Origin of the sequence: Bradyrhizobium sp. 1200_D9_N1_1 (assembly GCF_052075915.1) — a bacterium.
In the GTDB taxonomy this organism is placed as follows: Bacteria; Pseudomonadota; Alphaproteobacteria; order Rhizobiales; family Xanthobacteraceae; genus Bradyrhizobium; species Bradyrhizobium diazoefficiens.
Genome location: NZ_CP197226.1, coordinates 270,245 through 294,405 on the forward strand (window position 1 = coordinate 270,245; position 24,161 = coordinate 294,405).

The 24,161-nt window shown below is 66.3% G+C and carries 19 protein-coding genes, 1 tRNA gene and 1 pseudogene; 10 read left to right on the forward strand and 11 right to left on the reverse strand.

Translation table 11 applies throughout. The features are described 5' to 3' along the window. Window positions 1–28 precede the first annotated feature (28 nt). Window positions 29–1,747, reverse strand: coding sequence for a heparinase II/III family protein (locus AB5K84_RS01265; RefSeq protein WP_038965110.1), 1,719 nt, complete (start codon window positions 1,745–1,747; stop codon window positions 29–31). Window positions 1,748–1,906: 159 nt separating this feature from the next. Then, on the reverse strand, window positions 1,907–3,253 hold the full coding sequence (locus AB5K84_RS01270) for an RsmB/NOP family class I SAM-dependent RNA methyltransferase (RefSeq protein WP_011083408.1): 1,347 nt from the start codon (window positions 3,251–3,253) through the stop codon (window positions 1,907–1,909). A gap of 189 nt (window positions 3,254–3,442) precedes the next feature. Here AB5K84_RS01270 and AB5K84_RS01275 point away from each other — a divergent pair, with 189 nt between their 5' ends. After that, complete coding sequence (locus tag AB5K84_RS01275) at window positions 3,443–3,652, forward strand: DUF1674 domain-containing protein (protein WP_011083407.1); 210 nt, start codon at window positions 3,443–3,445, stop codon at window positions 3,650–3,652. 48 nt (window positions 3,653–3,700) lie between these two features. On the opposite strand, the gene AB5K84_RS01280 is transcribed toward AB5K84_RS01275, so the two are convergent. Together AB5K84_RS01280 and AB5K84_RS01285 are read right to left on the reverse strand one after the other, a co-directional pair. Next, on the reverse strand, window positions 3,701–5,131 hold the full coding sequence (locus AB5K84_RS01280) for an FAD/NAD(P)-binding protein (protein ID WP_011083406.1): 1,431 nt from the start codon (window positions 5,129–5,131) through the stop codon (window positions 3,701–3,703). A gap of 141 nt (window positions 5,132–5,272) precedes the next feature. After that, complete coding sequence (locus AB5K84_RS01285; RefSeq protein WP_038965108.1) at window positions 5,273–7,303, reverse strand: methyl-accepting chemotaxis protein; 2,031 nt, start codon at window positions 7,301–7,303, stop codon at window positions 5,273–5,275. 233 nt (window positions 7,304–7,536) lie between these two features. On the opposite strand from AB5K84_RS01285, the gene AB5K84_RS01290 reads away from it, so the two are divergent. Then, window positions 7,537–8,121 carry a thermonuclease family protein gene (locus AB5K84_RS01290; RefSeq protein WP_011083404.1) on the forward strand — a complete coding sequence of 195 codons (585 nt, stop codon included), beginning with the start codon at window positions 7,537–7,539 and terminating at the stop codon, window positions 8,119–8,121. A gap of 53 nt (window positions 8,122–8,174) precedes the next feature. Here the strand turns inward: AB5K84_RS01290 and AB5K84_RS01295 are convergent, their stop codons facing one another. Both AB5K84_RS01295 and acs read right to left on the reverse strand, forming a co-directional pair. Then, window positions 8,175–8,690, reverse strand: coding sequence for a L,D-transpeptidase (locus tag AB5K84_RS01295; protein ID WP_011083403.1), 516 nt, complete (start codon window positions 8,688–8,690; stop codon window positions 8,175–8,177). 432 nt (window positions 8,691–9,122) lie between these two features. Continuing rightward, window positions 9,123–11,069 carry an acetate--CoA ligase gene (acs, locus tag AB5K84_RS01300; RefSeq protein WP_028174953.1) on the reverse strand — a complete coding sequence of 649 codons (1,947 nt, stop codon included), beginning with the start codon at window positions 11,067–11,069 and terminating at the stop codon, window positions 9,123–9,125. A 390-nt stretch (window positions 11,070–11,459) separates the two neighbouring features. Here acs and AB5K84_RS01305 point away from each other — a divergent pair, with 390 nt between their 5' ends. Then, on the forward strand, window positions 11,460–12,629 hold the full coding sequence (locus AB5K84_RS01305) for a DNA topoisomerase IB (protein ID WP_011083401.1): 1,170 nt from the start codon (window positions 11,460–11,462) through the stop codon (window positions 12,627–12,629). Between the two features lie 14 nt (window positions 12,630–12,643). On the opposite strand, the gene AB5K84_RS01310 is transcribed toward AB5K84_RS01305, so the two are convergent. Further along, window positions 12,644–13,099 carry an SRPBCC family protein gene (locus tag AB5K84_RS01310; RefSeq protein ID WP_011083400.1) on the reverse strand — a complete coding sequence of 152 codons (456 nt, stop codon included), beginning with the start codon at window positions 13,097–13,099 and terminating at the stop codon, window positions 12,644–12,646. 122 nt (window positions 13,100–13,221) lie between these two features. On the opposite strand from AB5K84_RS01310, the gene AB5K84_RS01315 reads away from it, so the two are divergent. Next, the gene (locus AB5K84_RS01315) at window positions 13,222–14,301 is read left to right on the forward strand and encodes an adenylate/guanylate cyclase domain-containing protein (RefSeq protein WP_038965106.1); all 1,080 of its coding nucleotides are present in this window, start codon (window positions 13,222–13,224) and stop codon (window positions 14,299–14,301) included. A 26-nt stretch (window positions 14,302–14,327) separates the two neighbouring features. On the opposite strand, the gene AB5K84_RS01320 is transcribed toward AB5K84_RS01315, so the two are convergent. From AB5K84_RS01320 to tsaD, 3 genes are all read right to left on the reverse strand, one after another. Next, window positions 14,328–14,741 (reverse strand): EVE domain-containing protein, encoded by a 414-nt coding sequence (locus AB5K84_RS01320; protein ID WP_028174950.1) that lies wholly within the window; start codon window positions 14,739–14,741, stop codon window positions 14,328–14,330. A gap of 151 nt (window positions 14,742–14,892) precedes the next feature. Further along, entirely contained in the window at window positions 14,893–15,873 is a 981-nt protein-coding gene (locus AB5K84_RS01325; protein WP_441232367.1) for an NAD(P)H-dependent glycerol-3-phosphate dehydrogenase, read from the reverse strand. A gap of 188 nt (window positions 15,874–16,061) precedes the next feature. After that, complete coding sequence (gene tsaD, locus AB5K84_RS01330; RefSeq protein WP_011083396.1) at window positions 16,062–17,135, reverse strand: tRNA (adenosine(37)-N6)-threonylcarbamoyltransferase complex transferase subunit TsaD; 1,074 nt, start codon at window positions 17,133–17,135, stop codon at window positions 16,062–16,064. A gap of 151 nt (window positions 17,136–17,286) precedes the next feature. Here tsaD and AB5K84_RS01335 point away from each other — a divergent pair, with 151 nt between their 5' ends. The 6 genes and pseudogenes from AB5K84_RS01335 to AB5K84_RS01360 form a co-directional block, all read left to right on the forward strand. Beyond that, entirely contained in the window at window positions 17,287–18,033 is a 747-nt protein-coding gene (locus tag AB5K84_RS01335) for a uroporphyrinogen-III synthase (RefSeq protein ID WP_011083395.1), read from the forward strand. Window positions 18,034–18,122: 89 nt separating this feature from the next. Further along, window positions 18,123–19,334, forward strand: a complete 1,212-nt coding sequence (locus tag AB5K84_RS01340; protein ID WP_011083394.1) for a COG4223 family protein — start codon at window positions 18,123–18,125, stop codon at window positions 19,332–19,334. Window positions 19,335–19,370: 36 nt separating this feature from the next. Then, window positions 19,371–21,113, forward strand: coding sequence for a heme biosynthesis protein HemY (locus AB5K84_RS01345; RefSeq protein ID WP_011083393.1), 1,743 nt, complete (start codon window positions 19,371–19,373; stop codon window positions 21,111–21,113). A 99-nt stretch (window positions 21,114–21,212) separates the two neighbouring features. Further along, window positions 21,213–21,288: transfer RNA gene (locus AB5K84_RS01350), tRNA-Thr, on the forward strand. A gap of 736 nt (window positions 21,289–22,024) precedes the next feature. Further along, window positions 22,025–22,198, forward strand: coding sequence for a hypothetical protein (locus tag AB5K84_RS01355; RefSeq protein WP_441232368.1), 174 nt, complete (start codon window positions 22,025–22,027; stop codon window positions 22,196–22,198). A 47-nt stretch (window positions 22,199–22,245) separates the two neighbouring features. After that, window positions 22,246–22,386 (forward strand): annotated as a pseudogene (locus AB5K84_RS01360) (transposase); the annotation flags it as partial. Window positions 22,387–22,503: 117 nt separating this feature from the next. On the opposite strand, the gene AB5K84_RS01365 reads toward AB5K84_RS01360, so the two are convergent. Then, complete coding sequence (locus AB5K84_RS01365) at window positions 22,504–24,108, reverse strand: IS66-like element ISBj7 family transposase (RefSeq protein WP_011084592.1); 1,605 nt, start codon at window positions 24,106–24,108, stop codon at window positions 22,504–22,506. Window positions 24,109–24,161: the final 53 nt, after the last annotated feature.

The following is a 24,161-nucleotide window of genomic DNA, read 5'->3' on the forward strand; positions in this document are numbered from 1 at the left end:
CGATGAGATGGGGCCGAATCGTGCGCATTTACAGCGGAAGTTCCGGCTCGCGGCGGGCGTTGCGGCGGGCATTGGTGACAGCGGGCGAAGCGGTGGAGCGGACAAAGCTCCAGCGGAGCGAGGGCGCCTGGCGGGCATCCTGCCGGATCACGATCTGCGCGGTGCGGCGGGGGCCGTCATTGCCGGCCAGGAACACGCTGTCCTCGAGGTCGACCTTGTCGTCGAGCGCCTCGAAGGTCCAGACGTCGCGGTTCGGCAGCACCAGCATGACGCCGCGGGCATCCGACAGCCGGCTCGCCTTCACCGCCGGATGCAGATGGAAGCGGACCGCGAAATCGGCATCCGCGCCCTTGAAACGTCCGCCTTGCGGCGGCGACAGCGTGTCCTCGCCGTCGATGCGCGCGCCGTCATTGGCGATCATCAGGACGCGGCGATGGATCGCGCCGAATTTGGCGAGATAGCCGTCATGCGACGTCGTGAGCAGCGTGCCGTTCTGAACGACCTCGCGATAGCTCTCGACCTCGACCGGGCCGCTGGTGACAGGCGAGCCATGCAACAGCCGCTTCATCGCCGACATCTCCACGAACTGGCATGAAGAGGTGTCGTGATAGGTCAGCGTCGAATGCGCCGCCGTGCTGCGCGCGAACGGCCGCCAATTGTCGCGGCCCGTGGTCGGCATCCCGCAATTGGTGACGATGCGGCTGATGCCGGAGGACAATTCGAACGACAGGCAGCCGGCATGGGCGTCGTGGCTGACGCCGGCCGGCGGCGGCGGGCCGGTGTCGATGATCAGCGTGGTCTGGCCGGCATCGAGGCGCTGGAAGCCGGTATGCGGCATGTTCGCCATCGGCGCGCCGTGGGTGTCGTCATAGGCGAGCAGCGTGGCGAGCAGGTCCGAGGGCGTTGCGCTCATGCCGTTGAACAGCGCGAAATTGCCGTCGCCGTGCCGGAAGAAGCGCAGCATCGGCATCATGCGGTCGATCGCGTTGAGCAGCGCCGGCGGCGGCGCGATGTTGCGCGCGGCAAAGGTCTGCCGCAGCGGCAAGAGGTCGATCAGGAGCTCGATCAGCGCGCCCGGATTGCGGGAGATGTGTCCGCCGTCGGGCAGGATCTGCCGCTGCAACTCGTCCGAAAGTTTTTTCGAGGCGCTGCGGATATGGCGCGCCTGGTTGGCGAGGCAGAGTGTCGTGTAGCACAGCGCGATCAGCACCTGGAGCTTCGGCACCCCGTCCGGGATGTTGACCATGGTGTAGCGCAGGAAGCGGATCTCGCGGGCCAGCGCGCGCAGATAGCGGCGGTAGAATTTGTTGTCGGTGTCGTTGAGCACCAGGGGCGCCTGCGACAGCAGCGAGATCACGCGCCGCGCGAGCACGTCGGCGCGCCGCGCGACGGGGCGGCGCTTGTTGGCGGGGTTGGCGATCCAGTCCTCGACCAGTGCGCGCGCATTGGCGCGCGTCAGTGCGGTGTCGGCGGCGCGCAGATGGCGCAGCCAGCCGAAGCCGAGCAGCGCAACCTCCCAATCCTCCGACGGCGGCTCGAGATCGAAGATCGAGCGGCCGTGGCAATTGACGATCTTGCCGGCGAAGACGAAGCGGCCGGCATAGATCTCGGCGGCGCGGGTCGCGTCCGCGGTGCGCAGATCATGCGGCGCGATGATCAGGCGGTCGGTGCGGCCGGGCCAGACCCGTGACAGCGCAACGGAGCCGCCGCTCGCGCGCGCGAGCATGTTCCGCGCGAAGCGGTTCATCACCAGCGTCGAGATACGTCTGCGTTGAGCGACCGACACGCCTTGCCTTGAAGGGGGAGAGGAGGATTCCGACGAATCCTTATTAATCCCAAAATCGACCGTCTGACACCACCTTGAACGGTGGGAATCAACGCCGAGGTTGCAAAAACCAGTGCAAAATCAGGATTTAACGAGCCGGGCTGCAAAGAATCCGTCGAGCCCGCCGAGCTTGGGATCGGCGTTCGGCAGATGGCTGGGCAGGGTACGCAGGTCGCCCTCGGCAGTGATGATCTCGGAGAGTCCTGAGACCTCCGACGCCTCGATCGGGACGCGGCGAAGCGCAGGCTCTGCGGCCAGCAGCGTGGCGATGGCCTGTTCGCCCTCTTCGGGTTCCAGCGAGCAGGTGCAGTAGACCAGCGTCCCGCCCGGCTTGAGCAGCGAGACCGATTTTCGCAGCAGCCGCTGCTGGAGCGCGGTCAGGGCGGCGATGTCGGACTCCTGTCGCAGCCAGGCCACGTCGGGATGACGGCGGATCGTGCCGGTCGAGGTGCAGGGCGCGTCGATCAGGATACCGTCAAAACCTTCGGCGGGGCCGGCCCATTCCGCGGCGTCAGCGACGACGGTCTCGGCCTGGAGCGACAGCCGCGCCAGATTCTCGCGCAGCCGTGCGACCCGGGCGGGCGAGCGGTCGATCGCCGTGACATGCGCGCCGGCGTGCGCCAGTTGCGCGGTCTTGCCGCCGGGGGCGGCGCAGAGATCGGCAATGGACTTGCCCTTGATGTCGCCGAACAGCCGGGCCGGCAATGCGGCGGCGGCATCCTGCACCCACCATTGTCCCTCGGCGAAGCCGGGCAGCATGGTCACCGAGCCGTGCAGCAGCATCCGCACCGTCCCCGTCGGCAGCGTCTCGCCGTGCAGGCGGCTCGCCCATTGTTCGGCGTCCGACTTCACGGTCAGATCGAGTGACGGCTCATGGCCGAGCGCCAGCGCCATGTCTCTTGCGGTGGCCTCGCCATAATGTGCGCGCCAGCGCGCCAGCAGCCATGGCGGCAGGTCCAGCGATTGCGTGGCGACTTCCTCGACCAGCGCCTGGCCCTCGCGCGCACAGCGGCGCAGCACGGCGTTGACGAGGCCGGCATAGCGCGCGGCGCGCCGGTCGGATTGCACGAGGCGGACGGAGAGATCGACGGCGGCATGATCGGGCACGTCCATCCAGAGGATCTGGGCGGCGCCGATCAGCAGCGCGCTCTGCGCGCGCGGTGCTTCGGAGGGAATGCCCTTGTCGAGCAGGCGGGACAGCACATGGCCGAGCGTGCCGAGCCGGCGCAGCACGGTCGCGACCAGGCGGCGCATCAGCGCGCGGTCGCGGTCGGCCAGCGTCTTCAGTCCGGGATGGGCGCCGCTGCCGTCGAGCTGGTCGTCAAGCGTGCGGTGCTTGTGCAGCACGCCGTCGACGATGTCGGCGGCAATCCGCCGCGCCGCGAGACCAGGCACTTCGGATGGTGGGGCGAAACGTTGAGATGGCATGCGGAAGCAAGGTTCTGAGCGAGCGGCAGTTCCGCCGATATGGGCGCATGCCTTGAGAAAGCGATCTCTGGCACGCGAATATGCCAAATGTAAGAATCGCTTCCGGCTTTTTCAGCCCTTTGGGCCCGATTTCAGGAATGCGTTATTGGACGTCGCATTGCGGCTCGTCCTGCGCTAGAAGACCTGGCGATGAGTGACCAGCCACCCGTTTCCGATCGCAAGCCGCTGTCGCCGGCAGCCCAGCGCGCGCTGGCCGAGGCCGAGGCGCGCCGACAGGCTGCGGCGATCCAGGCCGAGGACGACGCCAAGGCGACGCCGAAGGAGTTGCAGGGGCCGAAGGGACCCGAGCCGACCCGCTACGGCGATTGGGAGCGCAAGGGCATCGCTTCCGATTTCTGAGCCGTCAGCCGGATCGGCCGATGATGCGGGCAAGGCTCGTCCCGGCCGCTAGAGATAATGGTGCTCCTGGGCGCGGCGCAGGTTGATATCGACCGCGGCGGCGTAGAAGTGCGTGCCCTTGGTCGGGCCACCGACCGCGTACACGTTCGGATGAGCTGTGCCGTGGCGGTCGTGGACACGGCTGTCGTCGTAGCCGCAGCGAATCCCGCCGAGTGCGTCAAACGCGATGAGCCCCTGTCGCTGCATGTCCTGATAGAGCGGGCTCGAGTCCAGCCGGTAGGACGGTCCTGTCGCGTCGATGACGTAATCGACGTCGTGACGATCGCCGTCGCCGAGGATCGCGCGAAATCGGCCGCCGATGCCGGTCACGTTGCGCAGCCGGGCGCGGGCCGAGAGCCTGCCCGAGCGCATCAGGTCGCGGATACGGATTGCGTTCTCCAGCGGCATCGCCGAACGATTGCGGAGCCAGCCGGAATTGTAGACGTCCATGAAGCGCATCTTCTCGACATCGCGCATCCGGCTCCAGGCATCGCACATCACGTCGATGACACTGACGAGATAGGAGTAGACGCTGGGCTCGCCGGACTCGGCGCGCCCGATGTTGTGCTCGAGATCGGCCAGCGCATCGCCGCCGACGTTGCGGCAAGACAGATCGCAGCGAATTCCGGTGGTCTCCAGCAGCAGTCCGGAAAGGCGGGCGGCAAAGGCGTCCGCTTCGATTCGCTCGCGGCTGGCCACATAGCGATGCAGGGCGTCGCGGAAGTCATCTGCGGTGGCGGGAAGCGTCACCGGCTGCACCGTCGGAAACAGGCCGCTTCTGGAGAAGCAGGTCATCCTGACGGACTGGTGGGTTTTGGCCAGCGCCGCCGCGGTGTCGACCGCGCTGAGTCCGCTTCCGAGGATGCCGACCTCGACGCCGTCGCGATCGGCGAAGGCGAATTGGGCGTAGGGGTCGCGGATGTAGTTCGGGATTGCGGCGAGGCCGTAATGGTCGTCGGGCGCGTTGTGACCGGTGCAGAGGATCAGCACGGACGAGATATGCGTGATGTTGAGGTCGGTCGTCAGCAGGACATCGCGATCCGGCGAGAACCGCATGCGGACAATTTCGGCATGCTCGACATGAACGGGCACGCCGGCGCCGCGGCATTGCGCGATCGCGGCCAGTCGCACGGCGTCGAGGTAGTCCCGATAGACCATCCGCGGCAGGTGCCTGTTGCCGTGGCAGGAGAGGCCGCGGGCCCGAAGCCAGCGCAGAAACTCGTCCGCGTCGCCCGGACGGATCGACATCGTCGACGCCTTCATGTTGAGCAGATGGCGGTCGCTCTGCGTGCGATAGGCAACGCCGCCATCGAAACCGGACTTGTCGAAGAGCTGAATTCCGCTGATCGCGCCGTTGTCTCGCCCTGATGCCACGAGCTCCGCCAGATGACGCAAGATCGTGATGCCGGTTGCGCCACCGCCGACAATGCTGATGATCATCGCTCAATCCCCCAGTCTATATGTTTGACCCAGGCGCGAGCGGGGGCTCGGCGTGGGGGTCTCCCAAAGCCGTTGATTGTTCGTCACATGAGAATGATGGCTTGCGACCGGCCTCGGGCCGGCCGCAGGAGGTGCGGGTCCTCAGGCGGCCCGCACCGTATCGAGGAATTTCGCGACCTCGTGCTTGAGGCGGCCACTCTCGGTCGAGAGTGAGCGCGCGGAAGCCAGCACCTGCGTCGACGCCGAACCGGTGGCGCCGGCGCCATGACTGACCTGGGCGATCTTGTCGGCGACTTCGACCGTTCCCTTGGCCGCTTCGCTGACATTGCGTGCGATCTCGGCCGTCGCAGCCCCCTGCTCCTCGATGGTGGCGGCAATGGTGGTCGAGATGTCCGAAATCCTGGAGATGGTCGTGCCGATCTCCTTGATGGCACCGACGGAGTCTTCCGTCGCCGTCTGCATGTCGGCGATCTGTGCGCCGATCTCGTCGGTTGCCCGCGCGGTCTGGGCTGCGAGCGCCTTGACCTCGCTCGCCACCACGGCAAATCCGCGGCCCGACTCGCCGGCGCGCGCCGCTTCGATGGTGGCGTTCAAGGCCAGCAGGTTGGTCTGCTCCGCGATTGCGGTGATCAATTTGACGACGTCGCCGATCCGGCCCGCGGCCTTGAGCAATTCGTTGATCCGGACGTCGGTACGCTCGGCCTGCTTCACCGCTTCGCCGGCGATGCGGCTGGAATCATGGACCTGCCGGCCGATCTCGACGACCGATGCGCTCATCTCCTCGGCGGCGGACGCCACGGCTCCGACATTGGCAGAGGCTTCTTCGGAGGCCGCGGCCACCATTCCGGAAAGCTGCTCGGTCTCTTCCGCTGTCCCCGACAGCGTGCCGGCGGCGGATTCGAGCTGCTGCGAGGCGACCGAAACCGAATTGATGATGCCGCCGACCGCATCCTCGAACGCGCCCGCCAGCCGGATCATCTCCTGCTTGCGCTGCGCGGCGGCTGCGGCCTCCTGATCCTTCTGGTCGGCCTCCATCTGCTCGATGCGGATCAGGTTGTCCCTGAACGTGCGGGCCGCGCGAGCGTTGTCGCCGACTTCGTCACCGCGGGCGGTGTAGGGAATCTCGACGGCCTTGTTGCCGCCGGCGAGTTGCAGCAGCACGTCGCCGATGCGACGGATCGGCCGGGCGATGCTCAGCACGGAAAACAGGGCGGAGCCGGCCAGGACCAGGATCACGAGGACGCCGACGGCCAGGCTGACCTGGGTCGCCTGCTCCAGCGCGGTCACGAGCTGGCTCTGCCGCAGAGCCATATATTCGTTGTTGGCGGCGACCAGCTTGTCGACGCGCGTTGTGATTTCCTTGGCGGCCGGAAGCACCCGCTCGTCGAAAATGCTCCTCTTGGCTTCCTCCGCCTTGATGGCTACGCCGGTTACCGCCTTGTAGCGTCCGGCGAGCGCGGCGAGCGCGTCGACACCGTCGGCGATCTTCTTGTCGTCGGCGGACTGACGGACCTGTTTCAGAGCGCGGATCATGGCGTCGGCGCGTTCGGCGATGCGGTCCTTCTGCACGGCGTCGCCGGTCGCCGTGAAATGCCAGTCGGCCGCGCTGACCGCCTTGAACAAGGCGTCGGCTTCGCGCAATGCGACCTCGATGTTGAGCCGGTTCTGCGATGCGGCGATTGCGGACGACGCCAACAGGGTCTCGAGGGCCTTGTTCCAGGCCTCCTCGATCTGGCTTGCCGCGGCGAATTCGGCGACGGCGGTGCCACGAGCCTCGCCGAGATCGTTGCCGGCCTTCAGAGAGGCGTCGAGCAGGATCTTCACCTCGCGACAAAGCTCTTTGGCTTCGGCACGCTTGGACCGTTCCAATGCGGCGTCTATTTCGGTCGTGGCACCGGCGATGGAGCCACGCAATGTTTCGAGATGTTTGGCGAGACCGTCGGCGGAGGATGCGGATCCGATTTCCGCTATGGCGAGGCGTGCCCGGGTCACTGCGAGTTCGGCGCCCTGGGCGTTGGCCTTGTTCGCGGTGTTGATGACCACCAGCCGGCTCAGGTCCGCGATCTGCTCGTTGCGAATGAGCTGGTTGGCGAGCATGCCGCCGACGAGAAGGACACCCGCACTCGCGGTCAATCCCAGTTTTGTACCGATGCGAACCTTGAACGATGCCATGCTTACCGCTCCCCACACGCAAACCGAGTACTCCGCCCTATTACTAAACAACGCGTGAATCTTAAATTCCGTACAACTACAGGAGGTATCGAACGGAGAGCGTTTGGAACAGCGCGCCGCGCATAGGTACGATTCTTCGTCGGGCAACGATCGGGGCGATCAGGCGATCACCGATCAGCCCGGGTGCCGATCGTGCCTTGCCGGTTTCCCCGACTCAGTCCTAGCGTGAGTTGATGCGCTTCCACGATCGCCCCAATGCCTATCGGCCGCAGTTCGGCGGTTCGCCGTTCGGCCGCCGCTTCGCGGGCCTGTTGCCGTGGATGTTCGTGGTCGGCGTCGCGGCGGCGATCGTGCTCACCTTCCGGCACGGAGTGCCCGTTCCGCATGGAGCCGACGGTCGGTCGCAAGATACCGAGATCATCCTCCAGCAATCCGGCAATTCCGCTAGCCGTCAGCCCGTCGACGTCATCCGCACCATCGACGGCGACACTTTTCTCGCGCGCGTGCATCAGCAGGGCGGCCGCGATCTCGTCGTGCGCGTGCGCCTGCGCGGCATCGATGCGCCGGAGATGAAAGCGTCCTGCCAGGAGGAACTGGACAAGGCTGAAGCCGCCACCGACGCGCTGCGCAACCTGCTCGGCCAGGGCGGCGTCACGATCACCAATCTCGGCCCCGACAAATACGGGCGTGTTCTTGCCGATGTCGCGACCAAACGCGCGGCCAACGTCTCGGCCGTGCTGCTCGCGGGTGGTTATGCGCGCAGCTACAATGGCGGCCATCGCGACGGCTGGTGCGCGCGGGGGTGGCGCTTCTGGTAACAAAAAAGCCGCGTCGAGGACTCGGCTCTTTCAATTCTCTCCGATCCCGGTGATCAGCGTGTCACGACCACCGTCGTGCCGACAGAGACGCGGCTGTAGAGATCGGTGATGTCGTCGTTGAGCATGCGGATGCAGCCATAGGAGACGAAGCCGCCGACCGAGCCCGGCACGTTGGTGCCGTGGATCGCATATTCGCCGCCGGCGAGCGTCATTGCCGCAACGCCCATCGGGTTGCGCGGCGAGCCGCCGGGAATGACGTCGGGAAGCTGCGGCTTGTCGCGCTTCACCTCGGCGGGCGGCGACCAGGCCGGATTGCGGTATTTGCCGTCGATACGGGTCGTGCCGGCCCACTGCTTGCCGGACTTGCCGACGCCGACCGGGTAGCGCACGGCGTGGCCGTCATCGAGAATGAGATAGAGCCGCCGCTCGTTGGTCTTGACCACGATAGTGCCCGGCGAATAGTCGGCCAGGTGCGTCCCCACCATTTCCGGCCGCGCCTCCGCCGCCGTTGACATCAATATCCCTGCCCCGATGGTGGCGGCCAGCGCCACAGCAATCCTCATCGCCATCAATGCTTCCCCTTGCCCCGTACGGGTCGTCCAAATCTACGCAGAACCCGGCAATCGCTGCCTTGCCCGGACATTCTTAACCGCGCCTGTTAACCGGATGGTTTCTACGCGCGGCCGCCGAGGGCCAGCCAGCAGGGGGAACAAAGGAAATGTTCGAAATAAAGTAAATGACCGGAAAACAACACTCGGCGGGAAAGATACGGCCATGCCGGCAAGCGCCCTGACAAGAGCGTGAGGGTGTGAACCGCTGTTGTTTCGGGGGGCGACAGAGTGCGGAGCGAGGTTTGGTCGCGTGTCCCGGACAAGGCGCGGCACGAAGTGACGAGGCGCAGAGCCGGGACCCAGTTCTTTGCGTGTGGACAGTCGGGCCCCGGCTCTGCAGCGCACCGCTGAAGTGCGCGCTGCGCTGCGTCCCGGGCACGAGACCTTGGCTTACGCCGACTTCTTGTTCTGCCGGTTCTTGACGAGGTCGTCGACCACGGCGGGATCGGCCAGGGTCGAGGTGTCGCCCAGGCTGCCCGGCTCGTCCTCGGCGATCTTGCGCAGGATGCGGCGCATGATCTTGCCGGAGCGGGTCTTGGGCAGGCCCGGCGCGAACTGGATCTGGTCGGGCGAGGCGATCGGGCCGATCTCCTTGCGCACCCAGGTCACGAGCTCCTTGCGCAGATCCTCGGTCGGCTGGACGCCGGCCATCAGGGTGACATAGGCGTAGATGCCCTGGCCCTTGATGTCGTGCGGGAAGCCGACGACGGCAGCTTCCGACACCTTCTCATGCGCAACCAGCGCGCTCTCGACCTCCGCGGTGCCCATGCGGTGGCCGGAGACGTTGATGACGTCGTCGACGCGGCCGGTGATCCAGTAATAGCCGTCGGCGTCGCGCCGGCAGCCGTCGCCCGTAAAATACTTGCCCTTGTAGGTCGAGAAATAGGTCTGCTCGAACCGCGCGTGATCGCCATAGACCGTGCGCATCATGCCCGGCCATGCCCGGGTGAGACAGAGATTGCCGGTGGTCTCGCCTTCCAGAACCTTGCCGTCGGCATCGACGATCTCCGGCACCACGCCGAAGAAGGGCTGCGTCGCCGAGCCCGGCTTGAGCTTAGTGGCGCCCGGCAGCGGCGTGATCAGGATGCCGCCGGTCTCGGTCTGCCACCAGGTATCGACGATCGGGCAGCGGTCCTCGCCGACGACGCGGTGATACCACTCCCAGGCTTCCGGATTGATGGGCTCGCCGACCGAGCCGAGCAGGCGCAGCGAGGCGCGCGAGGTCTTCTTCACCGGCTCGTCGCCACCCTGCATCAGCGCGCGGATCGCGGTCGGCGCGGTGTAGAAGGTATTGACCTTGTGCTTGTCGATGACGTTCCAGAAGCGGGAATTGTCCGGATAATTCGGCACGCCCTCGAACATCAGCGTGGTCGCGCCGTTGGCGAGCGGCCCGTAGAGAATGTAGCTGTGGCCCGTGACCCAGCCGACGTCGGCGGTGCACCAGTAGATGTCGCCGTCGTGATAGTCGAAGACGTATTGATGCGTCATCGCGGCATAGACGAGATAGCCGGCGGAGGTGTGCAGCACGCCCTTGGGCTGGCCGGTCGAGCCTGAGGTATAGAGGATGAACAGCGGATCCTCGGCGTGCATATGCTCGACCGGGCATTCCGTCGTCACCATCGCCGCCGCCTCGTGATACCAGAGGTCGCGGGTCGGGTTCATGTCGATCTTGCCGCCGGTGCGCTTGACCACGACGACCCAGTCGACGCCGTCGGCCTTGGCGAGCGCCGCGTCGACATTGGCCTTCAGCGGCACCTTCTTGCCGCCGCGCAGGCCTTCGTCGGCGGTGATGATCACCTTGGACTGGCAGTCGTTGATGCGTTGGGCGAGGCTGTCGGGCGAGAAGCCCGCGAACACCACGGAGTGGATCGCGCCGATCCGCGCGCACGCCAGCATCGCGTAGGCCGCTTCCGGAATCATCGGCAGGTAGATGGTGACGCGGTCGCCCTTCTTGACGTTGCGGGTACGCAGGATGTTGGCCATCCGGCAGACCTCGTCGTGGAGCTCCTTGTAGGTGATGTGGCGGGACTGCGAGGGATCGTCACCTTCCCAGATGATTGCGGTCTGGTTGGCGCGCTTGTGCAGATGACGGTCGATGCAGTTATGGGCGACGTTGAGGACGCCGTCCTCGAACCATTTGATCGAGACGTTGCCCGGCGCGAAGGAGACGTTCTCGATTTTCGTCGGCGCCTTCATCCAGTCGATGCGCTTGGCCTGTTCGGCCCAGAAACCGTTCGGGTCCGAGATCGAGCGGGCGTACATTTCCTTGTACTTGGCTTGGTCGACCCAGGCGCGCTTTGCCCATTCCGCCGGCACGTCGTAAATCTTCTCGGACATATTTCCCTCCACATGCGGCAAGCTCAGGCAATGCCGACATCAATCATTGGGCTGATTATGCGTCGGGCTAACCGGACCCGACAAGGTGCACAAGCTGGACCTTCGGCGAGCGGCCTGCCATGCGGAGGATCAAGGTGCGCGGGCCGGCTGTCGCAAATCTGAAACAGGCCGGGCGGCGCCTTTCGGCTCTTTACCCAGATCCCCGGAACAGGCCTGCGCAGAGCCCCATGCGCCGTTCGGAGGTATTTGGGAACCGTCTCTCACTGATTCGGGACTCGCAATACGGTTCGGAACACCCTAAATGGCCAACCCGGGTCCAAAGAGACCCCCAGGAACAAAAATCAGAACAGCGGCATTGACCGGTAACAGGCAGGGCTAAGGCGTAACACTATGATGGATCAGCAGAATCTCGGGACGATGCGGCCCGCTTCAGCCGATCCTGCAGCTGTTGCGCTGGCCAAGGCCCTGGGACAATGGCCGAAACCGGCCGTTTCGGGGCGTCTCAGCCCGAAAAAGGTCTTCGACACGGCGCCCGCGGCGACGGTCGAGGCGCTGGCCAGGGAGCTGGGCCTGCGGCTCGGCGACCAGAACGAGCTGACCATCCGCCGTATCAAGCGCGGCAAGGGCTATTCCTTCGTCCGTCCCAACGGCGCGCATATCCGCGACGCCCGCACCATCCGCCGGCTGCACGCCATGGCGGTGCCGCCGGCCTATCGCGAGGTGCGCTACTCGGCCGATCCGAGCACGCATCTCCAGGCCGTGGGACGCGATGCCGCGGGCCGGCTGCAATACCGCTATCACGCCGACTGGGAGAAGGTCCGCGAGCACCGCAAGGCGCATCGCCTGGAGAAGCTCGTCGGCGCGCTGCCAAAGATCCGGCGCAAGGTGTCGGCGTTCCTGTCGGGTGACGAGCCGACACGCGAATTCGCGCTCTCGGCCGTGATCGAGCTGATCGCGCGCACCGCGATCCGTCCCGGCAACGAATCCTATGCCCGCCTCAACGGAACCCGCGGCGCGACCACACTGCTGAAGTCGAACGTGACACTGGAAGACGATTGCTTCGTGCTGACCTTCAAGGCGAAGGGCGGCAAGGCGGTGCGGAAGGAGTGCGACGCGGCCAAGCTGGTGCGCGCCATCGGCATCCTGCGCGGCGTTCCCGGCAAGCGCATGTTCCAGTATCGCGATGCCTACGGCATCGTGCGCGCGGTCAACACCACGCAGGTGAACGCGTTTTTGCGCGAGATCGCCGGCATCAAGATTTCGCTGAAGGATTTTCGCACCCTGATGGCCTCCGCCGTCGTGGTGGAATCGCTGTCGCGGATCACGCCGGCGACCAGCCAGCGCGGCCGCAAGAAGCAGGTGCTGGACGCGATCCGTGCCGCGGCCGACAAGCTCTCCAACACGCCGGCGATCTGCCGCAAGAGCTATGTCCACGACACCATCGTCACCGCCTTCGAGGACGGCATTCTCGAGCGCTTCGCCGCGACCATGAAGGGCCAGCGCTCGCAGGCGAGGCGCGAGCAGCTTCTGGCGCAGGTGGTCGCGACCGCGGCGGTGTAACGACCCCACAAGAGCTACGACTTGGTCGAGACGCCGTTATCCGGACCGGGATCGTTGCCCGCGGCTGCGGTGGTGAGTCGTTCCAGATAGTGCGCCCAACCCTTCGCGTGTGCGGCGGCCTGTTCCTCGGTCGGCAGCCCGCTATGGGTCATGCGCAGCAGCGTGCCGCCGTCGCGCTCGATCAGGTCGATCTCGATCAGGCTCGATCCGGGTGGTACTTCCTGGCCGCCCTCCCAGCCAAACGTGTAGGCCAGACGATGCACCGGCACGACCTCGCGGAAGGCGCCGCGGGCGGCGGCGCCGCGCGGGCCGATACCCTTGAGCAGATAGAGCCCGCCGGGATGCGGTTCCGTCGTCGCGTCGGAACCCATCCAGCTCAAGATCTTCTCGGGATCGGTCAAATAGGCGAAGACGGTGGCACGCGGGGCTGCGATCTGGGTCTCGCGTCGCACTATGAACGGTTCGGTCATCGGCGATCATCCTCGTCTTGCCTTGAGCTGCCCTTGGGCTGCCCTCGGGACATGGCGGCGGCCCTGCGCTCCGTCAAGGATTGCCCGTGACAAAGACGGGCCTGCTTCGTCATCATCGGGCCATGCACCTCGCCCCGACCCTCGCCTGGCTCGTCGATGCCGCCTCCGATAGTCAGGGGGCCGACCGCCTGCTTGCGGACCTCGGCGCGCATCTGGTCGCCGACGGCGTGCCGCTTGCGGCAGGCGCCCTGACGCTGGAGGTGCCGCACCCGCTGATCGCGAAGCGGACCTGGCTGTGGCGCGCCGGGACCGGCACGGTGATCGAAGCGCTCGGCTTTGCACCAGGCGGATTGGCGCCCGACCCGCCCAACGATGCCGGTCGCCGCTGGCTCCGCGGCATTGCGGACGGCGAGGTGCACGAAGACATCGTCGGTCGGCCCGATGGACCGGTGCTCGGCTGGATCGGGCCGCGTCCGTTCACGGCGGATGAAATCGAACAACTGCGCCAGGCTGCGCGATTTGCCGCGACGCCCCTTGCCGTGCTCGCCGCGCGCGCCACGTTGCGGGCGACGCTGGATGCCTATCTCGGCAAACGCAGCGCGGAACGGGTGCTGGCGGCACCGCTGCGGCGCGATCTCGGCGAAACCATTCAGGCCGCGCTACTCTATGCGGACTTGCGCAATTTCACGATCCTGTCGGAAACCACGCCGTCGGCCCAGGTGATCGCGGCGCTCGACGCCTGGTTCGACCGCATCGCCGGTGCCGTTCACGCCTTTGGCGGCGAGGTGCTGAAATTCATCGGCGACGGCGTGCTCGCGATCTTTCCGGTGGTCGAGGCATCACCGCGCCGCGCCTGCGATGCGGCCTTGCGCGCCGCAGGCGCGGCCCGGGCGGGGATGGCCCACCTCAACGACGAGCGCCGCAACCAGGGCCTGCCGCCGCTCTCGTTTGGCGCGGCGCTCCATCTCGGCGAGATGCTGTGGGGCAATATCGGCGCCGCCAACCGGCTCGATTTCACGGCGATCGGTCCCGCCGTCAATCTCGCCAGCCGGCTCGAGGGATTGTGCAAGCCGCTTCGCGAGACCGTGCTGGTGTCGGGCGCGCTCGCCGCCGAGACGGACATGGCTCTCGTTGCGCTCGGATCGCATCCGCTGCGCGGCATTGCCGCGCCATGCGAGGTCTTTGCGCTGCCGGAGACGTAAGTCGGACAGCGTAGATGGGATAACTCCTACATCCCGCCCATCTTGCAGACGAGCTTCCACTCCTCCGCCGTCACCGGCTGCACCGACAGGCGCGAATATTTCACCAGCGCCATGTCGGCGAGCTTCTTCTCGGCCTTGATCGCGGCCATCGTCACCGGCGTCTTCAAGGGCTTGTCGGCCTTGATGTCGACGCAGACGAATTTTTCGGTCTTGTCGGTCGGATCCGGATAGGCCTCCTTGACGATCTCCGCGATGCCGACGATCTCCTTGCCCTCGTTGGAATGATAGAAGAACGCCTTGTCGCCCTTCTTCATGGCGACGAGATTCTGGCGCGCGGTGTAATTGCGCACCCCCGTCCAGGCTTCGCCCTTGGCGCCCTTCGCCACCTGCTGGTCCCAGGACCACACCGACGGTTCGGATTTCACCAGCCAGTAGTTCATCGCGCGCCCTATCCGTTCGTCATGGCCGGGCATAGCCGTCCGAAGGACGGCGTCGCTTTCGCTCGCCTATGCCCGACCATCCACGTCTCTGCTTCCGTGTTCAATACCAAGACGTCGATGCCCGCGACAAGCGCGGGCATGACGGAAGATGTTATTCTTCTGCCTTGAACGGCCGCGTCAGCAGCCCCTCGATCGCTGCGTCGATCGTCAATTTGTTGTCGAGGATGGCAGCGACGGCCTGCGAGACCGGCATGTCGACGTTCCGTGCGGCCGCGAGCTCGACCAGCACCGGCGCGGTGAATGCGCCTTCCGCAAGCTTGCCCGCCGGCGACGCCTCACCACGGCCGAGCGCAATGCCGAGCGCGAAATTGCGCGATTGCGCGGTTGAACAACTCAGGAGCAGGTCGCCAAGGCCGGAGAGGCCCGAGAGCGTTTCCGGGCGCGCGCCGCAGGCGCGGCCGAGCCGTGCCAGCTCGCTGAAGCCGCGCGTGGTCAGCGCGGCGAGCGCGGAGGCCCCGAGGTTGCGGCCGACCACGATGCCGGCAGCGATCGCCAGCACGTTCTTGGCGGCGCCACCGATCTCGACGCCGCGGACGTCGGTGGAGTGATAGGGCCGGAACGTCGGCGAGCCCAACGCCTGCACGAGGCTGCTGGCCAGCTCTTCCTCCTTCGCCGCCAGCGTCACCGCCGTCGGCAGGCCGCGCGCGACGTCGTCGGCAAAGCTCGGGCCCGACAGGATCGCCGGCTGCGCGTGCAGCGCGGCTTCAGCGATCACCTCGGTCATGAATTTATGGGTGCCGTGCTCGATGCCCTTGGCACAGGCGACGACCGGTGTCGGTCTTGCGATGTGCGAGGCCAGCATGTTGACGGCGCCGCGCAGATGCTGCGCCGGCGTTGCGATCAGCAGCATGTCCGCGCGCGCGGCGAGCGCCAGCTCGCTCGTCACGACGATGTCCGGCGCAAGCCGCACGCCGGGTAGCCGCGGATTGTCGCGGGTCGACGCGATGCGCGTCGCATGCTCGGCATTGCGCGCCCAGAGCGTGACGCTCCGCCCGGCCCGCGCTGCCACCATCGCCAGCGCCGTGCCCCAGGCGCCCGCTCCGATCACCGCAACGGAGTGGAACGCGGTCATCGCTCGCTCCCTCCGCTCCCTCTCCCCGCTTGCGGGGAGAGGGTTGGGGTGAGGGGGAGTCTCCGCAAGGGAGGTGGCAGCTGGATTCGCGGAGAGTCCCCCTCACCCGGATTGCATCTACGATGCAATCCGACCTCTCCCCGCAAGCGGGGCGAGGTGAAGTGGAGCTCGTGGAGACGCCTCTCCATTTAGAATCCCGCTCGCGTCTTGCCGTAGCCCGCGGGCGCTGTCGCATTCGCGTCGAGCAGCCAGCGGGCGCGGGGCTGGGCTTCCATCGTGTCGGTCATTCCCAGCGCGAGGCGCTCGGCGCCGGCCCAGGCGATCATTGCGCCGTTGTCGGTGCAGAGCGCAGGCGGCGGCATGATCAGTTGCGTCTTGGCCTGCCGAGCGACGTCATGCAGCGCGCCGCGGATCGCCTGATTGGCGGCGACGCCGCCGGCGGCCACGAGCGCGCGCGGCGCGCCGAACTGTTCGCGGAAAAGTCTCAAGCCGACATTCAGCCGGTCGGCCGTCGCCTCCAGCACGGCGGCCTGGAAGCTTGCGCAGAGATCGCTGATGTCCTGCGGCGTGATCTCGGCGATCCGGCTCGCTTCGTTGCGCACCGCGGTCTTCAATCCCGACAGGGAGAAGTTGGCGTCCGGCCTGCCCTGCATCGGCCGCGGAAAGGCGAAGCGCGCGGCATCGCCGCCGGCCGCCGCGCGCTCGACCTGCGGGCCACCGGGATAGGGCAGGCCCAGCATCTTCGCGACCTTGTCGAAGGCTTCGCCGATGGCGTCGTCGACGGTGGTGCCGAGCCGCACATATTGGCCGACGCCGGTGACCGCGACGATCTGGGTGTGGCCGCCGGAGGCGAGGAACAGGCAGTACGGGAATTCGATTCCGTCGGTCAGCCGTGGCGTCAGCGCATGCGCCTCCAGATGGTTCACCGCGACCAGCGGCGTGTCGTGCACCAAAGCGATCGCCTTCGCGGTGGTGAGCCCGACGATGACACCGCCGATCAGGCCCGGTCCCGCGGCCGCCGCGACGCCATTGAGCTGGGCGAAGCCGATGCCGGCCTCGCGCATGGCGCGGTCGATGATGCCGTCGAGCAGGTCGACATGCGCGCGGGCGGCAATCTCCGGCACCACGCCGCCGAACGGGGCATGCTCATCGACCTGCGACCGCACGATGTTGGACAGGATCTTGCCGATGCCGTCGGGCGCGCGCTCGATCACGGCCGCGGCGGTCTCGTCGCAGGTGGTTTCGATGCCCAATACCAGCATTGGCGAATTGTTATCCAATTTGCGCCCTTGCGCTCATCCGGAAAGCAGAGTTCTGGTACGTCCGGTAGCATTCCGGGGTCGGCTTGCGCAATCGTCACGCGCGGCCGTCTTTGCGAATGCGTCACCGTCACGCGGTTCGGGAACACGAGCGATGTCCATTCTTGTCACACGGCCGCATCCCGACAATGAGGCGACGGCGGACAATTTGCGCGCGCGGGGACACGTGGTGCTGCTCGCGCCGGTGCTCAAATTCGAGCCGGTCGCTTTCCACGACGAGAGCGAGGCGAACTATAGCGCCATCATCGTCACATCGGCCAATGCGATCCGTGCCGTCGCGCCGCAATTGCAGGATCTCGGCCTGTTGAAGCTGCCGCTGTTCGCGGTCGGCGAGCACACCGCGACTGCCGCGCGAGACGCCGGCTTTGCCGAGGTGATTATCGCCGGCGGCGATTCCGCGGCCCTGCGCGACACGGTCGTCCGGAGTGCGCGCGACAAGGTGCTGAAAAAGAAAAGCACGCTGCTTTATCTCGCCGGCGCGGATCTGTCGCGCGATCTCGGCGGCGAACTCGGCACCGAAGGCTTCAACGTGGTGACGCAGACCACCTATCGCATGGCGCCGGTCAAGGTTCTCCCGCGCGATGTCTGCGAGGGTTTTGCCGCGCATGGGATCGAGGCGGTGCTTCATTACTCCCGGCGCAGCGCGCGAGCCTTCCTGGATGCAGCGCGGGACGAAGGCGTCGAAATCTCGGCGCTGGCGATCCCGCAATGCTGCCTGTCCGAGACGGTCGCAAGCGTGCTGCGCGATGCCGGTGCGTCGCAGGTTCTGGTGGCCGCGAAACCGGACGAAAATGCCTTATTTGACACCTTGGAGCGTGCTTTGCAGACCCGTTTGGCGTAAGAGGTCGGGCCGAATCCGACGCGATCGGGTCTGCCCAAGATCTACGCCAGGGATCTGTGCAAGGTATGGAAGTGTGAGGAACCGTCACGATGGCCGACGACAAGCCTGAAGACGCAGGATTGGCCCCGGAGTCCGGTCGTGCCAAGCGCCCCCCGCCGACCATCGACCTCGAGGCGACCGATGTCTCGACCCAGCCGCAGGAGGTGGCGGGCGAGCCCGAGGCTCCGCCGGTGAGCGAGCACACCGAGCCCGAGCAGGCAAAATCCGAGCAGGCTGACGCCGAGCCGGAGCGCGCCGAGGCGCAGGCCGCGGTTGCGCCCGCTCCCGCGTCGCCTCCGGTTTCGCCCTGGGTCATTGCACCGCTCTCCGGTGCGGTGGCGGCGGCCGTCGTGATCGCGGTCGGCTGGATGCTGGGCTGGCCCGCCGTGCAGGCGCCGCCTGCCGCGCCACAAGTGACGAGCGCGACGGTCGATGCTCTGGGCGGTCGCGTTGCCGCGGTTGAAGCCAAGGCTGGCAAGCCCGCCGCCGATCCGGCCATGGTGGCGCGGATCGATGCGCTGGAAAAATCCGTGGGCAGCCTGCGCAGCGACATCGCCAATCTGCGCGCACAGTCCGACAAGACCGCGAGCGCACTGAACGACGCGAAATCTGCCCCGGGCGCCGCTTCGCCTGATCTTGCCGCGCTCTACGACCGCATCGCGCAGCTCGAGCGCGCCGGCAAGACGGAGCGGGCCGAGCTTGCGCAGCAGGGCGAGAAGATCGCCGACGCCAGGACGATGGACGACAAGCCGCTGCGCCATGTGGTGGCGGCGGCCCTGCTCGACGTCGCCGTGCGCCATGGCGATCCCTATGAGGCGCAGCTCGCCGCGGCGCGGTCGCTGGCGGCCAAGCCCGAGATGCTGAAGCCACTCGACACCTTTGCATCGTCGGGCATCCCGACCCCGGTCGCGCTCAGCCGCGAGCTCCTCAACATCGTGTCAAAGCTGTCGCCGCCGGCGGATGCCCAGTCCAGCGGCGGCGGCATCGTCGAGCGCCTCCAGGCCGGAGCGTCAAAGCTCGTCCGCATCGAGCGAACCGACGGGGTCGGCAATGATCGCGGCGCCATCGTGGCGCGGGTGACGGCTGCTGCGCTCCGCAATGATTTCGTCGAGGCGCGGCGCGAGTTGAAGACGCTGCCCGATGCCGATCGCGCGCCGGCGCAGGCCTGGCTCGACAAGGCCAATGCCCGCGATGCCGCGCTCGCCGCCTCCCGCAAATTCGCCGACGATGCCATGGCGGATCTCGTCAAGCCTGCTCAATAAAGCTTCGCGCAACAATCAGCGCGTATAGGGATCGCCATGCTTCGCATCGTCCTTTTCCTCGTCTTGATTGCGCTGGCGGCGGCCGGCGCGGCCTGGGTTGCCGATCAGCCCGGCGATCTCGTCCTGACGGCGGGCGGCTTCCGCGCCTCAACGACGTTGCCCAGGTTCGTGTTCTTGCTTGGCCTCTTTGCCGCGGCAGTCGTGCTGGTCTGGAGCATCCTGACGACGATCTGGCGGACGCCGGGGCGTTTGCGCCGCCGCAGTCACGAAAAGCGCCACGCGCGCGGCCGCCACGCCATCACCCACGGCCTGCTCGCGATCGGCCATGGCGATACCGCGCTCGCCCGCCGTCATGCCGAGACGGCGCGGCGGCATGCGCCGAACGATCCGCTCGCGCTTCTCTTGCATGCGCAGTCGGCGCAGCTCGAAGGCAATCGCGACGAGGCGCAGCGCGCCTTCCGTGCCATGGCCGAGCGCGAGGATACGCGGCTGCTCGGCCTGCGCGGCCTGTTCATCGAGGCGCAGCGCGCCGACGATGCGGTCGGCGCCGTCATGATCGCGGAGGAAGCGATCAAGCTGTCGCCGTCGTCAACCTGGGCCTCGCATGCGGTGCTCGGCTTCCGCTGCGCGCGCGGCGACTGGAGCGGCGCGCTGGCGATCCTCGATTCGAACCTGTCCGCGGGGCTGATCGACAAGCCGGCCTATCGTCGCCAGCGCGGCGTGCTGCTCACCGCACGCGCGCTGGAATTGCAAACGATGGACCGCGATGTCGCGCGCGAGAGCGTGATGGAGGCGATCAAGCTCGCACCGACCCTGGTGCCGGCCGCCGTGCTCGCCGCAAAATTCGAGAGCGAGGCGCATCAGGTGCGCCGCGCCATGAAGCTGGTCGAGGCCGCCTGGCTCGCCAATCCGCATCCGGATCTCGCCGAGGCCTATGCACATGTGAAGCTCGGCGATTCCGCGCGGCAGCGCTTGCAGCGGGTCGAGACGCTTGCGGCCAAGACGCCTGCCGACAAGGCCGGCCATATTGAAGGCCAGCTCGCGCTCGCACGCGCCGCGATCGATGCCTCCGAATTCAGCCGCGCACGGGCGGTGCTGGCGCCTTATGTCAACGATCCGACCCAGCGGGTCGCACTGCTGATGGCCGAGATCGAGCGCACCGAGCACGGCGACGGCGGCCGCGCCCGCGCCTGGACCTTGCGCGCGGTGCGCGCTCGCCACGATCCGGCCTGGACCGCCGACGGCTATGTCAGCGATCGCTGGCGCCCGGTTTCCCCGGTCACCGGCCGCCTCGACGCCTTCCAGTGGCAGACGCCGGTCGCGAGCCTTCCTTCCGACAAGGGCGACTTGATCGAATCCTCGGCCTTCGAGGAAGCCATGCTGGCGGCCCCGCCGCCGAAGCGGGTGACGGCGCCTGCGAATGACACCCTGATGGAACCGGCTCCGGCTGCATCGGTCCCGGCGGAGCAGGACAATTCGCCTCCGGCGGCCAAGGAAGAGCCGAAGGAAGAGCCTGCGATGACGTCTGCGGAGCCGGTCACGCCGGCCCCCGAGCCGGCCGAATCATCGCCGGCGGCGGCAACGCCGGTGTTCCGGACCCGTGCCGACCTCGGCAAGCCCGCACCCGTCCCGATCCCCGCCGTCATCCCGATCGTCCGCGCCCCGGATGATCCCGGGATCGATGACGAGGGCCCGAGCGATGAATTTACGGAACAAATCGGCACGCCCAAGGCCCAGGCCGGCGGCTGGCGCGGATTCTGGTCCCGCTGGGGCGCCTAAGCCGCATTTCGCACCCGGCTTGTTCTTGCCAATTCGGGCCATGCCCGATATCAGGAGCGCGCGTATCGGGACCGGCATCGTCCGAGCCCGGCAGGGTTCGCCGCAATAGCTCAGTCGGTAGAGCACGTCATTCGTAATGACGGGGTCGGGGGTTCGAATCCCTCTTGCGGCACCAGCCTTTTCAAGCACTTAGCTTACATCGATGCAACGCGGCCGCTTCTACAGGTACGCTAAAGGTACGCGTGTGCTCTTAACGGGTGCGATTGCGATAGTCATTTCGATGAAGATTTTACAAAGTGATTTTGAATTATCGCGCGCCGCAGTGGATGTTGCCGAGTTGGTTACAACGAGCGCTTTACAGAAAAATCTGTACGCCTAGTGTACGCGAAGGCTTAGGACGAATCGTCCTAATGCGAAAAACAAACGGCCCGAAGGATTTCTCCAACGAGCCGTTTGCTGGTCCCGTCAGGTTACTGACGTGGATCGCCACGGGCGAGCGGAGCCGGATCGGACTTGGCAGTTGACCGGCTCTGCCGCCACGAATGCGAATCGGGGTTGCCGACTCGCCCTAGGACTCTCCGGGAGAAAGGCCCCGGTTTCAAGGGATTGCAGGGCAGTTCCCCACGATTTACCGGCATAACGCGGTGGCTGCCGAATGAATGATCGGCTCGATGGCCTGATGAAGGCGCTCCGAATGTTGGCAAGGGAGCCCGACGCTCCGAATCGTTTGCCTGCAGCATGGCTGGCTATTGATCAGTATCTGCCGCCGTTGGGTGTCACCCATCGAAGTCGAATTTTGGGGATTGATTGGGGATCACGTCACTAAGTTGCCACCGTAGTCCGCAAGCTCTTTACAAACGTCAGGACTCATCTCAGTTGTCGAGCGAGGCCTAAACAACTGTGAGAAGGTCATGACCGATAACGTGAATGTAGAGATTGGCGGCAAATCGAAATACGAAGTTGCTTACAACATGGCAGAGTACATATTCGCACTGGAGGGCAAGGGGCCGACGCGCGAACAATTCTTGAAGACTGTCTACGACTGCATTGTAAGCGGCGTGTCTCCCGCACCTTGTTGCTGTTGAGCAGACCGGCAATATGCGTTCCGTCTTGAAGAGGACGGTTTGCATATATGATCGAGCGTGTTGTCGACGCATCGGAGCTACGGGTTCGGCGGCGCTGGGGTGGCGAGGTCAAGGGACGGATCGTCGCGGAATCCTTTGTTCCCGGCGCGGTCGTCTCGGACGTCGCGCGGCGCCACGGTCTATCGCCGCAGCATTTGTCGACCTGGCGCAAGGCGGTGCGCGACGGGTTGTTGACGTTGTCGGAACACACGGAGCCGGTGGCGACGAGGCCGGCTGGAGCGGTCGCGATCCAGGAAGCGAGTTCATCAAGCGGCGAGGCTTTTAGCTTGCTCGGCGCTCCACGCCCAGGGCATGAGTTCGTCCAGACGCGAGGCCGGCCAGAGGTTGACGAGTCTGGTGAGGACGTCGGTCAGATAGGCCTGCGGCTCCACGCCGCAGAGCTTGCAGGTCTCAATCAGCGAAGCGATGCAGGCCCAGTTCTCCGCGCCCTCATCATGCCCCGCGAACAGTGCGTTCTTGCGGTTGAGGATAAGAGGACGGATGCTTCGCTCGACAATATTTGTGTCGAGCTCGATGCGGCCGTCGTCAAGGAAGCGCATCAGGCCAACCCAGTGGTTCAAGGCGTAACGGATGTGCTCGGCGATTGTCGCTTTGCCCGAGACGCGGGTGAGTTGCTGCTCGAACCAGGCCTTGAGCGCCAGCACCAGCGGCTTGCTGCGCTCCTGGCGGATGGCACGACGCTCATCGGCGCTGCGGCCCCTGATCGTCTTCTCGATCGCATAGAGAGCGGCAATACGCTCGAGCGCTTCGCTCGCGATCGGGGCAGGACCGTCCTGGACAACGTCGAAGAAGCGCCGCCGCAGATGAGCCCAGCAGAAGGCGAGCGTGATCGCCGCGTCAGGCGCGGTGTCGGCAATGGTCTTGTAGACGGTGTAGCCGTCGCATTGCACGATGCCGCGATAACCGTCGAGCAGCTTGAGCGCGTGGACGGCGCCGCGACCAGGCGCATAAGTGTAGGCCACTGCCGGCGGATCGGCCCCGCCCCACGGCCGATCGTCGCGCGCGATCGCCCAGAAGAAGCCTTTCTTGGTGCGGCCGCGGCCGGGATCGAGCACAGGCGCTGTGGTCTCGTCCACCGCGATCTTGTTCGCGGTCAAAATGATCTCGCGCAGCCTGAGCCAGAGCGGACGAAGCTCTGCGCCTGCATAGCCCACCCAGAACGCCAAAACCGAGCGCTTGATGTCGATACCCTGCGCCAGCAGCATCTGAGCCTGCCGATACAGCGGCAGGTGCCAGGCAAATTTGGCGACCAGAACATGGGCGACCATCGCCTCGGTCGGCAAGCCGCCCTTGATCAGCCGCTCTGGTGCCGGCGCCTGAACCACGCCATCCGTGCAGGCCCGACAGGCATATTTGGGACGATGGGTGACGATCACGCGGAACTGCGCCGGGACGACGTCGAGCCGCCGTGAGGTCTCCTCACCGATCACATGCAGAGGCGTGCGGCAGCACGGACAGTTGGTATCCTCCGGGGCAATCGTGACGTCGATATGCGGCAGATGGGCCGGAAGCGCACCACGGCTGGCGCGGCGCCGTTCAGCACGCTGGCGTGCGCCTGCCGTGTCCTTCCTGTCCTGGACCGCTTCATCGCCGGCAATGGCCTGCTCGATGTCCTCGATCGCCAGTTGCAACTGCTCAGGGTCGAGCTTCTCCGAGCGGCGACCGAACTGCGCGCGTTGCAGCTGGCGCAAGAGATGCTGAAGGCGATCCATTTGCGACAGCGCCTGATCGCGTTCGATGATCGCCGCGTCGCACTTTGCGATCGCCGCGTCGCGCTCCGCGCGTGCCGCCGCAACCAGCGCCTGCAGCGCCTCGATATCGGTCGGAAGTTGATCCGTGGTCTCGCTCACGCCCGGTACTCAAGCTGATTCGCGGGCCCTTGTGGAAGACTGCAGCCGACATG